Origin of the sequence: Streptomyces sp. NPDC052052, assembly GCF_040680455.1 — a bacterium.
GTDB lineage: Bacteria > Actinomycetota > Actinomycetes > Streptomycetales > Streptomycetaceae > Streptomyces.
The window spans coordinates 85,178-98,569 of record NZ_JBFAWU010000001.1 but is presented as its reverse complement, the minus strand read 5'-3'; the positions used below and the strand labels follow the sequence as shown (position 1 = coordinate 98,569).

At 72.0% G+C, this 13,392-nt stretch carries 12 protein-coding genes; 6 read left to right on the top strand and 6 right to left on the bottom strand.

What is annotated here, in order from left to right:
- Nucleotides 1-67: 67 nt before the first annotated feature.
- The 5 genes from AB0L71_RS00405 to AB0L71_RS00385 form a co-directional block, all read right to left on the bottom strand.
- Nucleotides 68-3,223, bottom strand: a complete 3,156-nt coding sequence (locus AB0L71_RS00405; protein WP_365236227.1) for an efflux RND transporter permease subunit — start codon at nucleotides 3,221-3,223, stop codon at nucleotides 68-70.
- Between the two features lie 163 nt (nucleotides 3,224-3,386).
- Nucleotides 3,387-4,082, bottom strand: coding sequence for a response regulator transcription factor (locus AB0L71_RS00400; protein ID WP_365236225.1), 696 nt, complete (start codon nucleotides 4,080-4,082; stop codon nucleotides 3,387-3,389).
- Complete coding sequence (locus AB0L71_RS00395; RefSeq protein WP_365236223.1) at nucleotides 4,079-5,338, bottom strand: histidine kinase; 1,260 nt, start codon at nucleotides 5,336-5,338, stop codon at nucleotides 4,079-4,081. Before AB0L71_RS00395 ends, AB0L71_RS00400 begins: the two co-directional genes overlap by 4 nt.
- A 185-nt stretch (nucleotides 5,339-5,523) precedes the next feature.
- On the bottom strand, nucleotides 5,524-5,802 hold the full coding sequence (locus AB0L71_RS00390; RefSeq protein WP_365236221.1) for a hypothetical protein: 279 nt from the start codon (nucleotides 5,800-5,802) through the stop codon (nucleotides 5,524-5,526).
- 9 nt (nucleotides 5,803-5,811) lie between these two features.
- The gene (locus AB0L71_RS00385) at nucleotides 5,812-6,594 is read right to left on the bottom strand and encodes a PspA/IM30 family protein (protein ID WP_365236219.1); all 783 of its coding nucleotides are present in this window, start codon (nucleotides 6,592-6,594) and stop codon (nucleotides 5,812-5,814) included.
- A 296-nt stretch (nucleotides 6,595-6,890) separates the two neighbouring features.
- Here AB0L71_RS00385 and AB0L71_RS00380 point away from each other — a divergent pair, with 296 nt between their 5' ends.
- The 3 genes from AB0L71_RS00380 to AB0L71_RS00370 all read left to right on the top strand — a co-directional run bounded on the left by AB0L71_RS00380 (nucleotide 6,891) and on the right by AB0L71_RS00370 (nucleotide 9,506).
- On the top strand, nucleotides 6,891-7,487 hold the full coding sequence (locus AB0L71_RS00380) for a DUF3043 domain-containing protein (protein WP_365236217.1): 597 nt from the start codon (nucleotides 6,891-6,893) through the stop codon (nucleotides 7,485-7,487).
- Between the two features lie 128 nt (nucleotides 7,488-7,615).
- The gene (locus AB0L71_RS00375) at nucleotides 7,616-8,323 is read left to right on the top strand and encodes a methyltransferase domain-containing protein (RefSeq protein ID WP_365236757.1); all 708 of its coding nucleotides are present in this window, start codon (nucleotides 7,616-7,618) and stop codon (nucleotides 8,321-8,323) included.
- A 106-nt stretch (nucleotides 8,324-8,429) separates the two neighbouring features.
- A complete protein-coding gene (locus AB0L71_RS00370) occupies nucleotides 8,430-9,506 on the top strand; it encodes a trypsin-like peptidase domain-containing protein (protein WP_365236215.1) in 1,077 nt (358 codons plus the stop codon).
- A gap of 159 nt (nucleotides 9,507-9,665) precedes the next feature.
- On the opposite strand, the gene AB0L71_RS00365 is transcribed toward AB0L71_RS00370, so the two are convergent.
- Nucleotides 9,666-9,875: a hypothetical protein gene (locus AB0L71_RS00365; RefSeq protein WP_365236213.1), complete on the bottom strand. Its 210-nt coding sequence runs from the start codon at nucleotides 9,873-9,875 to the stop codon at nucleotides 9,666-9,668.
- 152 nt (nucleotides 9,876-10,027) lie between these two features.
- Between AB0L71_RS00365 and AB0L71_RS00360 the strand changes: the two genes are divergently transcribed.
- The 3 genes from AB0L71_RS00360 (at nucleotide 10,028) to cobT (ending at nucleotide 13,349) form a co-directional block, all read left to right on the top strand.
- On the top strand, nucleotides 10,028-11,230 hold the full coding sequence (locus AB0L71_RS00360) for a bifunctional adenosylcobinamide kinase/adenosylcobinamide-phosphate guanylyltransferase (protein WP_365236211.1): 1,203 nt from the start codon (nucleotides 10,028-10,030) through the stop codon (nucleotides 11,228-11,230).
- 72 nt (nucleotides 11,231-11,302) lie between these two features.
- Nucleotides 11,303-12,163 carry a class I SAM-dependent methyltransferase gene (locus AB0L71_RS00355; RefSeq protein WP_365236209.1) on the top strand — a complete coding sequence of 287 codons (861 nt, stop codon included), beginning with the start codon at nucleotides 11,303-11,305 and terminating at the stop codon, nucleotides 12,161-12,163.
- 94 nt (nucleotides 12,164-12,257) lie between these two features.
- Complete coding sequence (gene cobT / locus AB0L71_RS00350) at nucleotides 12,258-13,349, top strand: nicotinate-nucleotide--dimethylbenzimidazole phosphoribosyltransferase (protein ID WP_365236207.1); 1,092 nt, start codon at nucleotides 12,258-12,260, stop codon at nucleotides 13,347-13,349.
- Nucleotides 13,350-13,392 lie beyond the last annotated feature (43 nt).

Genomic DNA, 13,392 nt, shown 5'->3' with positions numbered 1-13,392 from the left:
GCGGAAACCCGAAGGGGCCTGTCCCACACGCTCGTGCGGGACAGGCCCCTTCGTCATGCCGGGCGGGTCAGGCCTTCGCGGGCTCCGGCTCCTCGGAGGAGGTCTCCGCGGACCCGTCCTGCGTCGGGAGGCCCGCCTTCTCCGCCCGCTTGGCCGCCTTCTTCTGCGCGCGGCGCTCCTTGCGGAGCTCGACCAGCGCGTAGAGCGTCGGCACCAGGAGCAGGGTCAGCAGGGTCGAGGTGATCAGACCGCCGATCACCACGACGGCGAGCGGCTGCGAGATGAAGCCGCCCTCGCCGGTGACGCCGAGTGCCATCGGGAGCAGGGCGAAGATCGTCGCCAGGGCGGTCATCAGGATCGGGCGGAGCCGGTGACGGCCGCCCTCGATGACCGCTTCGACGACGCCCATGCCCTGTGCCCGGTACTGGTTGATCAGGTCGATCAGCACGATCGCGTTGGTGACCACGATGCCGATCAGCATCAGCATGCCGATCATCGCCGCGACACCCATCGGGGTGCCGGTGATCACGAGCAGGCCGATCGCGCCGGTGGCCGCGAACGGGATGGAGACCAGCAGGATCAGCGGCTGGATCAGCGACCGGAAGGTCGCCACCAGCAGCATGAAGACGATCGCGATCGCGGCCAGCATGGCCAGGCCGAGCTTCAGGAACGCGTCGTTCTGGTCCTCGGAGACACCGCCGATGGTGGCGGTGGCGCCGTCCGGCAGGTCGAGGCCGTTGATCTTCGACTGGAGCGCGGTGCTCACCGCGCCGGTGTTGTCACCGGTGGGCCTGGCGGTGACGGTCGCGGCCCGCTGGCCGTCGATCCGGGTCATCGAGACCGGTCCGGGGACCAGTTCGACGTCGGCGATCTGTCCGAGCTCGACCGGGCCGAGGGAGAGGTGCTTCAACTCCGCCATGGTGGTGGCCGGGTGGGCGGACTTGATGACGATGTCACGCTCGGTGTCGTCCATGATCGCCTTGCCGGACGGGGTGCCCTGCACCGCTCCGGAGACGGCGGCGCCCAGCGTGGCCTGGTTGAAGCCGGCGTCGGCGGCCTTGGAGTTGGCCGTGACCGAGATCCGCGGGACGCTCTGGGCCAGGTCGCTCTGGACGTCGGTGACGTCCTTGAGCTTGGCCATCTCCGCCCGTACCTGTTCGGAGGCCTTCCTCAGGACGTCGGTGTCGGCGGCCTTGACCACGACGCTGAGGTCCTGGCTGCCGAAGCTGCTTCCCGCGGAGACGGTGGTGTCACCGATGCCGTCGAGCTTTCCGAGCTCCGTGTCGAGACGCTTCTGCACGGCCTCGGCGTCGCCCGCGTCCTTCAGGGTGATCTGGTACGAGGCCTGGTTGGAGCCCGTGCCGCCGCCGAAGGCCGCCATGAAGCCGGAGGAGCCGACGGTGACCTGGTAGTCCTTGATGTCCTGGTCCGCGGCGAGGACCTTCTCGACCTTGCGGGCCGCCGCGTCGGCGGCTTCGAGGCTGGTGCCGGGGGTCAGCTTCTGCTGGACGGAGAGGACGTCCTGCTCGCCCTGGTCGAAGAAGTTGGTCTTCAGCAGCGGGGCCATGCCGAAGGTGCCGAACAGCACCACGAGGGCGATGACGATGCTGGTGACGCGGCGCCGGGTCGCGAAGCGCAGCACCGGGACGTAGAGCCGCTGGAGCCGGCTGCGGGCCTCCTTCTCCTCGGCCTTGCGGCGGGCCTCGTCCGGGTTCTCCGTGCTGCCCTCGGGGGCGCGCAGGAACCAGTACGACAGGACCGGCACGACGGTCAGCGAGACCAGCAGGGAGGCCAGCAGGGCCGCGGTGACGGTGAGCGAGAACGCGCCGAAGAGCTGGCCGACCATGCCGCCGACGAGACCGATCGGCAGGAAGACGGCGACCGTGGTGAGGGTCGAGGAGGTGACCGCGCCGGCCACTTCCCTGACCGCGGTGATGATCGCCGACTGGCGCTCCTCGCCGTAGCCGAGGTGACGCTTGATGTTCTCCAGGACCACGATCGAGTCGTCGACGACCCGGCCGATGGCGATGGTCAGCGCGCCGAGCGTGAGCATGTTGAGCGACAGGCCGCGGGTCCAGAGCACGAGCAGTGCGAGGACCACGGAGAGCGGGATGGAGACCGCCGTGACCAGGGTCGAGCGCAGCGAGGCGAGGAAGACCAGGATCACGATGACCGCGAAGACCAGGCCGAGCGCGCCCTCGGTGGTCAGACCGGAGATCGCCTTGGAGACGGCGGGGCCCTGGTCGGAGACGACGGTGAGTTCGGCGCCGGAGCCGAGGTCCCTGCGGAGGTCGGGGAGCTTGTCCTTGACCGCGTCCGAGATGGCGACGGCACTGCCGTCCTTGTCCATCGTGGCCATGACCGCGAGGCTCGGCTTGCCGTTGGTCCGGGTGAGGGAGACCGCGGTGGACGGCTCCTGCTCCACCGTGGCGACGTCACCGACGCGGACCGCCTTGCCGGGCTTGCCGGTTGCCGGGTCCTGGCCGGTGACCCGCAGGTCCTCGATCTGCTTCAGGGAGGTGAAGGCGCCGCCGACCTGGACGGTGCGGCTCTTGCCGGACTCGGAGAACGAACCGGCGGGGACGGTCGCACCGCCCGCCTGGAGCGCCTGGGAGAGCGTCGCGGTGGTGAGTCCGGCGGCGGCGAGCTTCCTGTCGTCGGGGGTGAGGGAGACCTGGAGGTCCTGCACGCCGTCGATGGACACCTGGCCGACGCCGTCGATGCCCTCGAGTGCGGGGACGACCGTGCGGTCGAGCTGGTCCGCGAGCGCCTGCTGGTCCTTGTCGGAGGTGACGGCGAGGACGACGGTCGGCATGTCGTCCGTCGAGCCGGCGATGACCTGCGGGTCCACACCGTCGGGCAGCTGGGCGCGGGAGCGGTTCACCGCCTGCTGGATGTCCGCGACGAGCTGCTTGGTGCCCTCGTTGCCGTAGTCGAAGGTCGCCATGAGGACGGCGTTGCCCTCGCTGGCGGTGGAGGTGATGCCGGTGACCCCGTCGACGGCCTTGATGGAGTTCTCGAGCGGTTCGACGACCTGCTTCTCGACCACATCGGGAGAAGCGCCCTGGTAGGGGGCGAGCACCGAGACCATCGGGAGCTCGATGGTGGGCAGCAACTGCTGCTTGAGCTGCGGGATCGCGATCGCTCCGAAGACGAGCGCGACGATCGAGATCAGCCCGATCAGGGCCCGCTGTGCGAGGCTGAATCTGGACAGCCAGGACATGGGTGGGTCTCTCTTCTGTGGCTTGCGCGGCAGAGGGGCGGGCGCCTCGGGGACAGCCCAGGCCCAGCTACACGATCGCGCATCCCGGGGGGCGGGGGCGTCGGCCCCAGGTCGCGCTTCCGTGCCGCGCATACCGCAGGTGGAGTAGGCCGATGGTCCCCCGTCATTCTCCCCGGGGGCGAACCAGACCCGATTCGTACGCTATCACTACCAATTGGGCCCGGTCCCGGGCGCCCACTTTCGCCATCGCCCGGTTCACATGGGTCTTGACGGTGAGCGGGCTGACGGCGAGCCGCTCGGCGATCTCGTCGTTGGAGTGCCCGCCGGCGACCAGCACCAGCACCTCGCGTTCGCGGCCGGTGAGCGCGTCCAGCCGCTCGGAGTACTCCGCGGGGCTCGGCCCGTCGCCGCTCGAACTGCCGCCCTGCGCAAGGAAGGTGGCGATCAGGCCCTTGGTCGCGGCCGGTGAGAGCAGGGCCTCGCCGGCCGCGGCGACACGGATGGCGTTGAGGAGTTCCTCCGGTTCCGCCCCCTTGCCGAGGAAGCCGGACGCCCCGGCCCGCAGCGACTGCACGACGTACTCGTCGACCTCGAAGGTGGTGAGCATGACGACCCGTACGTCGGCCAGTTGGGGATCGGCGCTGATCATGCGGGTCGCGGCGAGGCCGTCCGTCCCGGGCATCCGGATGTCCATCAGCACCACGTCGGCGCCGGTCGAGCGGGCGAGCTCCACGGCCTGTGCGCCGTCCGCCGCCTCGCCGACCACCTGCATGTCGGCCTCCGAGTCGACCAGCACCCGGAACGCGCTGCGCAGCAGGGCCTGGTCGTCCGCGAGCAGCACCTTGATGGGCGGTGTCATGCCGTCTCCCCCGTCCGGCCCGCCGGGCCCGGTTCCTGGGACGTTGCCGTGCGGGGCTCGACGGGCAGGATCGCATGGACCCGGAATCCGCCGCCGTAGCGGGGCCCCGCGGTGAGGGAGCCGCCGAGCGCCGTGACGCGTTCCCGCATGCCGAGCAGCCCGTGGCCACCGCCGTCCCCGTTGGGGGTGCCTCCGCCCGAGCCGTTGTCGATCACGGTGACCTCGGCCGTGGCGCCGACCCGCACCACGCTCACCTCGGCCTTCGCCCCGGGGCCCGCGTGCTTGCGCACATTGGTCAGCGCCTCCTGGATCACCCGGTACGCGGCCAGGTCGGCGGCCGCGGGCAGCGGGGGCCGCAGGTCGGTGCAGGCCACCTCGACCGGGAGCCCGGCCCGCCGGACGGTGTCCACCAGCTCGTCGAGGACCGCGAGGCCCGGGGCCGGTTCGGTCGGCGCCGCCGGGTCGCCGGACTGCCGCAGCAGCCCGACGGTGGCCCGCAGTTCGTCGAGCGCGGAGCGGCTGGCCTCCCGGACGTGGGCCAGGGCCTCCCTGGCCTGGTCGGGGCGCTTGTCCATGACGTGGGCGGCGACCCCGGCCTGGACGTTGACCAGGGCGATGTGGTGGGCGACGACGTCGTGCAGGTCGCGGGCGATCCGCAGCCGTTCCTCGGCGACCCGGCGCCGGGCCTCCTCGTCACGGGTGCGTTCGGCCCGTTCGGCGCGTTCCCGTATCGCGTCGACGACGGCGCGCCTGGAGCGCACGGCGTCCCCCACGGCGCAGGCCATGCCGGTCCAGGCGAAGATCGCGAGGTGCTCCTGGGAGTACCAGGGCGCCGGGCCGAGCCACATCGCGACGGCGGTCAGCGCGGCCGTCGTCAGCACTCCGACCCGCCAGGTGGTGGGCCGGTCGGTGCGGGCGGCGACGGTGTAGAGGGCTATGACGGTGGTCATCATCACGGGCGCGAGCGGATCGGCCGTCACCAGTTCGACAGCGGTCAGCACGGCGGTGGCGGCGAGCACGGCCATGGGTTCGCGGCGCCGCCGGACCAGCGCCACGGCTCCGAGCACCATCAGGAGCACGCTGCCCGCCTCGGGGGTCCGGGTGCCGAAGCCGGAGCCGTCGGGTGTGTCCTGGTGGGCGAACGACCCGGCGATCATGGCCACGAGCACGAACAGGGCGAGCGCGGCGTCCGATGCCAGGGGGTGGCCGCGCAGCCAGTGCCGGACACGCAGGACCCCGGTTCCGAGGGTGGTCACAGCAAGCTACGTTACGGCGTGTCGCGCGGGGATCCGGACGGGTCGTACGGAGGGACCGGCACGGAGCGTCCCGCGACCGCCCCCGCCCCGTGCCCCCGGACCCGCCCAGGACGCGTCCGTGCCCCGTGTCCGGCGGAGCGGGCACGGGGCACGGACGAGGTGCGGGTGCTGGAGAGCCACCGGCGTCAGCCGGGGATGAGCCCGTCGTCCCGGAGCAGGGCGCGCACCTCTTCGAGGGTCGCGTCGGACGACGGCAGGATCAGCTCGGACGGCTCCAGGGAGTCGTCCGGCAAGGGCGTGCCGAACTCGCGCACCTTGGCGAGGAGCGCGTGGAGGGTGGAGCGGAAGCCGGGGCCGTCACCGCTCTCCATCTCGGCGAGCAGTTCGTCGTCGAGCCGGTCGAGCTCGACGAGATGACTGTCGGCCAGTGCGACCTGGCCCTCCCCCATGATCCGTACGATCATGACGCTGCCTCAGCTCTTGTCGAACCTGTGCGGGGACTGTGACGACTGCTGCTGCGCCGCGTCCTGCGGGCCGCCCTCGATCGCCTGCTGCTGGGTGGGGCCACCGGCCAGCTCGGCCTTCATGCGCTGCAGCTCCAGCTCCACGTCGGAGCCCCCGGAGATCCGTTCCAGCTCGGCGGCGATGTCGTCCTTCGCCGTCCCGGTCGGGTCGTCCAGGGCACCGGAGGCCAGCAACTCGTCGATCGCGCCGGCCCGGGCCTGCAACTGCTGGGTCTTGTCCTCGGCCCGCTGGATGGCCAGGCCGACATCGCCCATCTCCTCGGAGATCCCGGAGAAGGCCTCGCCGATCCGGGTCTGCGCCTGGGCCGCGGTGTAGGTGGCCTTGATGGTCTCCTTCTTGGTACGGAAGGCGTCGACCTTGGCCTGGAGCCGCTGGGCCGCGAGGGTGAGCTTCTCCTCCTCGCCCTGCAGCGTGCTGTGCTGCGTCTCCAGGTCGGTGACCTGCTGCTGGAGGGCGGCACGCCGGGACAGCGCCTCGCGGGCCAGGTCCTCGCGGCCGAGCGCGAGCGCCTTGCGGCCCTGGTCCTCCAGCTTGGACGACTGTCCCTGCAACTGGTTCAGCTGCAGCTCCAGCCGTTTGCGCGAGGTCGCCACATCGGCGACACCGCGGCGCACCTTCTGCAGCAGTTCCAGCTGCTTCTGGTACGAGTAATCGAGGGTCTCGCGCGGATCCTCGGCCCGGTCCAGGGCCTTGTTTGCCTTCGCGCGGAAGATCATCCCCATACGCTTCATGACACCGCTCATGGGCTTCGCGCGCCCCCTTCTGACGGACTGAGCTCCAGCACTCCAACAGAACCCACAGTACGGGCCCTGCCTCTATTACCGCACTGTTCGAGCACAGATGTGCTCCTCCCCAAGGACGACTGCGCCCGGTCGCCGCTCCGGCGCAGGGAGTAGGCGGCACCCGGGGAGACCGGAGCCCACATCCGCGCAGGACCACGGGGACATCGGCGAGGACGCGGGCCGTTGCCGGATCGTTCCCGACCGGCCTGGGGGTCACGCCGGTCGAACCCGTACCCTTGGGCCTTGTGTTCCGTAGCCGTTCGAAGGAAGAGGCGCCCACCACCAAGGTGACGGCGGACCTCTCCAAGCAGCCCCGCGACCCGCAGGCCCCCAAGGGTCGCCCCACCCCCAAGCGCAGCGATGCCCAGTCGCAGCGCCGCCGTGCCTCCAGTGGCGCGCCGCTCGACCGCAAGGAGGCCAACAAGCGCCAGCGCGAAGCGCGCCGTGTGGAGCTGACCAAGCAGCGTGAGGCGCTCGCCAGCGGCGACGAGCGGTATCTGCCGGCCCGCGACAAGGGTCCGGTGCGCCGCTTCGTCCGCGACTACGTGGACTCGCGTTTCTGCATCGCGGAGTACTTCCTGCCGCTCGCCGTGATCATCCTGATTCTCAGCGTGATCCAGATCCAGAACATCCAGAACATCTCGCTGCTGCTCTGGCTCATCGTGATCGTGCTGATCGTCATCGACTCGATCGGTCTCGGCTTCCGCCTGCGGAAGCAGCTGAACCAGCGCTTCCCCGACGCCCCGAAGCGCGGCGCGGTCTCCTACGGTCTGATGCGCACGCTCCAGATGCGTCGGCTGCGTCTGCCGAAGCCGCAGGTCAAGCGCGGGGAGCGGCCCTGAGTACGGCTGTGACCGGCTCGGCCGGCGGTCCGCCGGGCGGCGTCGTCGCCGTCAGCGGGTTCTCCGGGGCCTCGTCGGCGTGGCTCAAGGGGCTCGGCGGGCTGCGCAACACCGTCCGCCAGGAGCTCGTGGCCCGGCAGCTCGACGAGCAGATAGCGGCCCGCTTCCCGGTCGGGCAGCGCCTGCGCGTCCTCGATGTCGGCATGGGCCAGGGCACCCAGGCACTGCGGCTGGCCCGGGCCGGTCACAGCGTGACGGGTCTGGAGTCCGACTCCGAGATGCTGCGGGTGGCCAGTGAGGCCCTCGCCGGCGAGCCCGCGGGCATTCGCGAACGGGTCCGGCTGATCGAGGGCGACGGCCTGGACACCGGGGTGCACTTCCTGCCCGGCAGTTTCGACGTGGTGCTCTGCCACGGCGTACTGATGTACGTCCGGGAGCCGGACGCGATGCTGGCCGGTCTGGCCCGGATGCTGGCCCCCGGCGGCCTGCTCTCGCTGCTCGTACGGAACGCCGACGCGCTGGCGATGCGCCCCGGGGCGGCCGGGGACTGGGAGACGGCGCTGGCCGCCTTCGACTCGGACACGTACACCAACCGGCTGGGGCTCCCGGTGCGGGCCGACCGGCTCGACGCGCTGACGGCCACCCTCGCCGGGATCGCGGCACCCCTGCACACCTGGTACGGGGTGCGCGTCTTCACCGACGGCGTGGGCAACGAGGTGGAGCTGCCGGCCGCCGACGAACTGGAGCGAGTGCTGGCCGCGGAGGACCGGGCCGGGCGGACGGACCCGTACCGCCGGGTGGCGGCGCTGCTGCATCTGTGCGGGGTGCGGGGGTAGGCCCCCTCGGCCGGAGAGGGCCTGATCAGGCCGGCTGAGGGTCGACCGCACCCCGGACGATCGAGCCCGACAGGCCTTCCGCGGGAATAGAAGCGACAATTCGGACATGTATGCTTCCCATTCCCGCGGCCGCATATACCGGCTGTCGCTGCCTCTGACCGCAGGTGCCTGTGCCCTCGTTCTGGTGAGCGGCTGCTCGGCGACGGAGTCCGGTACCGCGGCCCCGAAGGCCACCACGACGGCCTCCGCCCCCGCCACCGCCGGGGATCTGCAGAGCGCGTACCAGACCGTCATCAAGAACGTGCTGCCCTCGGTCGTCCAGATCGAGGCCCCCAACAGCCTGGGCTCCGGCATCGTCTACGACGCCAAGGGCCATATCGTCACCAACGCCCATGTGGTCGGCGACGCGAAGACCTTCAGGGTCACCGCCGCCACCGGCGAGAAGGTGCTGAAGGCCTCACTGGTCTTCTCCTATCCGGAACAGGATCTGGCCGTCATCAAGCTGGACAGCGTTCCCAGCGGGCTGAAGCCCGCGACGTTCGGCGACTCGCAGAAGGTCGAGGTGGGGCAGATCGTGCTGGCGATGGGTTCGCCGCTCGGCCTGTCCTCCAGCGTCACCCAGGGCATCGTCTCGGCCGTCGGCCGCACCGTCAGCGAGAACAGCTCGGGCGGTGGCACGGGCGCGACGATCGCGAACATGGTGCAGACCTCGGCGGCCATCAACCCCGGCAACAGCGGCGGCGCGCTGGTCGACCTGAACAGCAAGGTCATCGGCATTCCGACGCTGGGGGCGGTAGACCCGCAGATGCAGGACAGCGCGGCGCCCGGGATCGGGTTCGCGATCCCCTCGTCGATGGTGCGGACGGTCGCCGATCAGATCATCAAGAGCGGCAAGGTCACCGACTCGGGCCGGGCGGCACTGGACATCACCGGGCGCACGGTCGTCGACGAGAACTACCAGCCCGCCGGGGTCGCGCTGGTCAGCGTGGCGAAGGGGGGCGCCGCGGACAAGGCGGGGCTGAAGGTCGGCGACATCATCACCCGGCTCGACGACGTGCCGATCACGACGATCACGTCCCTCGCGGAGGCACTGGCCTCGGACAAGCCCGGCGACAAGGTCCCGGTGACGTATCTGCGCGGCACCACGGAGAAGACGGTGAAGGTCACCCTGGGCGAGATCTGAGGCCCACGTCCGGATTCCGCGGGCCCGGCGGGATCCGGCCCGGCCGCGCCTCCCGGCCCCGGCCGGGCCGCGCGGGATCACCGCCGGCCGTACGGGTCCGGGACCGGCCGGGCACGGAGCGGCCGCGGCCCGTGCGACCGCTCCCCCGCCGGGACGGGGTCAGCCCTGGTCGGCCTGGAGGCTCATGGGGCCGTAGACCTTGGTCGTGTCGTCGAAGAGCGTCACCTGGTCCGCCCCGCCGTCGAGGAGCTCCTTCCAGTACTCACCGATCCAGGACTCCGCATCGCCCTGTGTCGTGAACTCCTCCGGCTGCAGGGCCGGTTCCGTCTCCGTACCGTCGGACTTCTCGAACCGCCACGTCCACGCCATGTCCGCCTCCTGGGTCGCTCTGCTGCCCGCAGCCTAGTGCCCCGGCAGGACGGCGGCACTCGTCCCTGCGGCCAGGGCCGGCACGGGGCATGCACCCGCCCGGACACCCCCACGTCGCGCAACCGCTGCGCGGACGCGGGAAGATCGGAAGCGTGGAACTGACTCTCCTCGGCACCGGAGCCCCCGACGGGCTTCCTCGGCCCGAATGCCCCTGCGCCGCCTGCGCCACCGCACGCGGTGCGCGCTCGCGGGCCGCGACCGCGCTGCTGGTCGACGACGCACTGCTGCTCGATCTCACCCCGGGGGCCGTGTTCGCCGCGGCCCGTGCGGGGCATTCGCTCAGCGGCGTACGGCAGGTGCTGCTCACTCATCCCCACGACGGGCCCGCCGTGGAACTGCCCGCCGGGCTGCCTCCCGCGGGAAGGGTGCCGGACGGCCGGGACCTGACCCTGATCAGCGGTCACCGGGTGCGGGCGGTACCGATGGACGCGCCGGGCACCGGCTACGAGGTGACGTCCCCCGAGGGCACACGGCTGCTCTACCTGCCGCCGGGCGCCGCGCCCTCCGGGCTCACCGACCGGGCGGAGCAGCCGTACGACCTGGTGGTCGGCGATGTGATCGGCCGGCCGGACGCGCTGGCGCGGCTGCGGGCGGTGGAGGCGATCGGGCCGGCCACCGAGATCATCGCCGTCCACCTGGACCATGACGCACCGCCCGGCGCCGAACTGGACCGGCGGCTCGCGGCGGCCGGGGCGCGGGCCGTGCCGGACGGGACGACGCTGGTGACCGGCGACTACCGCGCGGAGCCGGGCCCACCGCGGCGGACGCTGGTGACGGGCGGCGCCAGGTCGGGGAAGTCGGTGGAGGCCGAGCGGCGTCTGGAGACGTTCCCCGAGGTGGTGTACGTGGCGACCGGGGGCGGCAGGGAGGGCGACGCGGAGTGGGCGGCCCGGGTCGGGCTGCACCGGGAGCGCAGGCCGGCCGCCTGGCGTACCGAGGAGACCTGCGAGCTGGTGGAGTTGCTGGAGTCGGACGGCCCCCCGCTGCTGATCGACTGTCTGTCGCTGTGGCTGACGGATGCGATGGACCGCGTGAACGCCTGGGACGACGCGGCGTGGGCGGGCGGCGGCGAGAGCGCGTTGCGGGAGCGGACCGCCGCGCTGGTCTCGGCGGTCCGCGGGACGCGGCGCACGGTCGTCGCCGTCACGAACGAGACCGGCTCGGGCGTGGTGCCCGCCACGGCCGCCGGGCGGCGGTTCCGCGACGAGCTGGGCCGGCTGAACGCCGCGTTCGCCGACGAGTGCGAGCAGGTGCTGCTGGTGGTGGCCGGACAGGCGCTGCAACTGCGCGGCTGACCGGAGACACGGAGGGAACAGCACGGAGGAGCGGTACGGAGGGACGGTGCGGAGGAACGGGAGGAAGCGGACATGACCGGTGTGCGACCGATGCTGCACGGGGTTCCGGAGACCCTCCTGTGGACGCTCTACAACAGGGCGTACGAGGCGGGCCGCCGCTATCCGGTACTGGACGATCCGATGGCGCTCCGGCTGCTGGCGGACCTGGACTACCCCTTCGAGGAACGGTTCGGGCGGCCGAACGCGTTCCTCTCCCAGGCCCAGGGGCTGCGCTCGCGCTGTTTCGACCTGGCCGTGCAGGAGTATCTCGCCGAACGGCCGCAGGCCACCGTCGTGGCACTCGGCGACGGTCTGGAGACCGGCTTCTGGCGGGTCGACAACGGGCGGCTGAGCTGGCTGAGCGTCGAGCTTCCCGTAGTGGCCGAGTTGCGCAAGGCGCTGCTGCCCGCCTCGGACCGGCTGCGCACCCTGTCCCGTTCGGCGACCGATCTGTCCTGGCTGGACGAGATCGAGGACCCGGAGGGCCGCGGTGCGGTCGTCACGACGCAGGGGCTGCTGATGTATCTGCGCCCCGGGGAGGTGCGGACGATCCTGGCGGGCTGTGCCGCACGACTGCCCGGCGGCATCCTCGTCATGGACACGATGGCGCGCCGGCCGGCCAGGGGCACGGTGGCCGGCCGGTCGAGGGTCGGCGCGATGACCGTGCCGCCGATGCACTGGGCGATGAACCCCGGTGAGCGGCACAAGCTGAGGAGCGCGCATCCGGGGATCACCGAGGTGCGGGCGCTCCGGCCGCCGCGGGGGCGGGGCGCGATGGGCGAGCTGATCCGGATCCAGTCGCTGCTCCCGGGGCTGCGGACCCTGACACCCGCGATGACGCTGCTGCGGTTCGGTACGGCAACCGGAACCGACCGGGGACGGAACCGGAACTGACGGGGTACGGAAACGCGCCGGGTACTGTTCCGCAGTGAGCCCGCCGCCGGGCTCACCGGCCCACTCCACGTATCGACCCGCGAGGCAGACTTCCGTGAATCTGGACGACTTCTCCGACCTGATCGAACGCCCGGACGGCGGTGTACGGCGCGACGCCGAGGAACGCCGACAGCGTCTGGTCGTTCCCCCCGGTGCCCTCGGCCGCCTGGACGAGCTGGGCGAATGGCTCTCGGCCGCCCAGCAGTCCGTACCGGTCAAGGCGATCGAGCAGCCGCGCGTGGTGCTCTTCGCCGGTGACCACGGGGTCGCCGGGCTGGATGTGTCCGGGCGCGCGGCCGGGAGCGCGCACGAGTTGGTGCGGGCCACGCTGGAGGGTGCGACCCCGCTCGCCGTGCTGGCCCGCCAGTTCTCCGTTCCGGTCCGCATCGTCGACGCCGGTCTGGACTGCGACCCGGAACTGCTCCCCGAGTCGGTGGTGCGCCACCGGGTGCGGCGCGGCAGCGGCCGGATCGACATCGAGGACGCGCTGACGGCCGAGGAGGCCGAGCGGGCGGTCCGGCTCGGCGTGGCGATCGCCGACGAGGAGGCCGATTCGGGCACCGATCTGGTGGTGCTCGGCGATCTGAGCGTCGGCGGTACGACGGCGGCGGCCACGCTGATCGCCGCGCTGTGCGGTACGGATGCCTCGGTGGTCACCGGGCGCGGCGGTGCGGGCATCGACGATCTGGCATGGATGCGCAAGTGTGCGGCGATCCGGGACGCGTTGCGGCGGGCCAGGCCGGTCCTGGGTGATCAGCTGGAGCTGCTGGCCACGGTGGGCGGTGCCGACCTGGCGGCGATGACCGGGTTCCTGCTGCAGTGCGCGGTGCGCAGGCTGCCGGTGATCCTGGACGGCGTGGTCTCGGCGGCCTGTGCGCTGGTGGGTCAGCGGGCGGCTTTCCGGGCGCCGGACTGGTGGCTGGCGGGCCAGGCGAGCGGGGAGCCGGCCCAGGCCAAGGCGCTGGACCGGATGGCGCTCAACCCGTTGCTGGACCACGGCGTCATCGTGGGTGAAGGGAGTGGGGCACTGCTCGCTCTTCCGCTCGTCCGGGCCGCGGCCGCGCTGGCGGCCGAGCTGCCCGAGCGGGCACCCGTCGCCGAGGACAGGGAAGGCGCCGACGAGGAGGCCGGCACGGACGGCGACTGACCGGACCGGCGGCGCTGCGGCCGTCGAGCACCGGCCGCAGCGC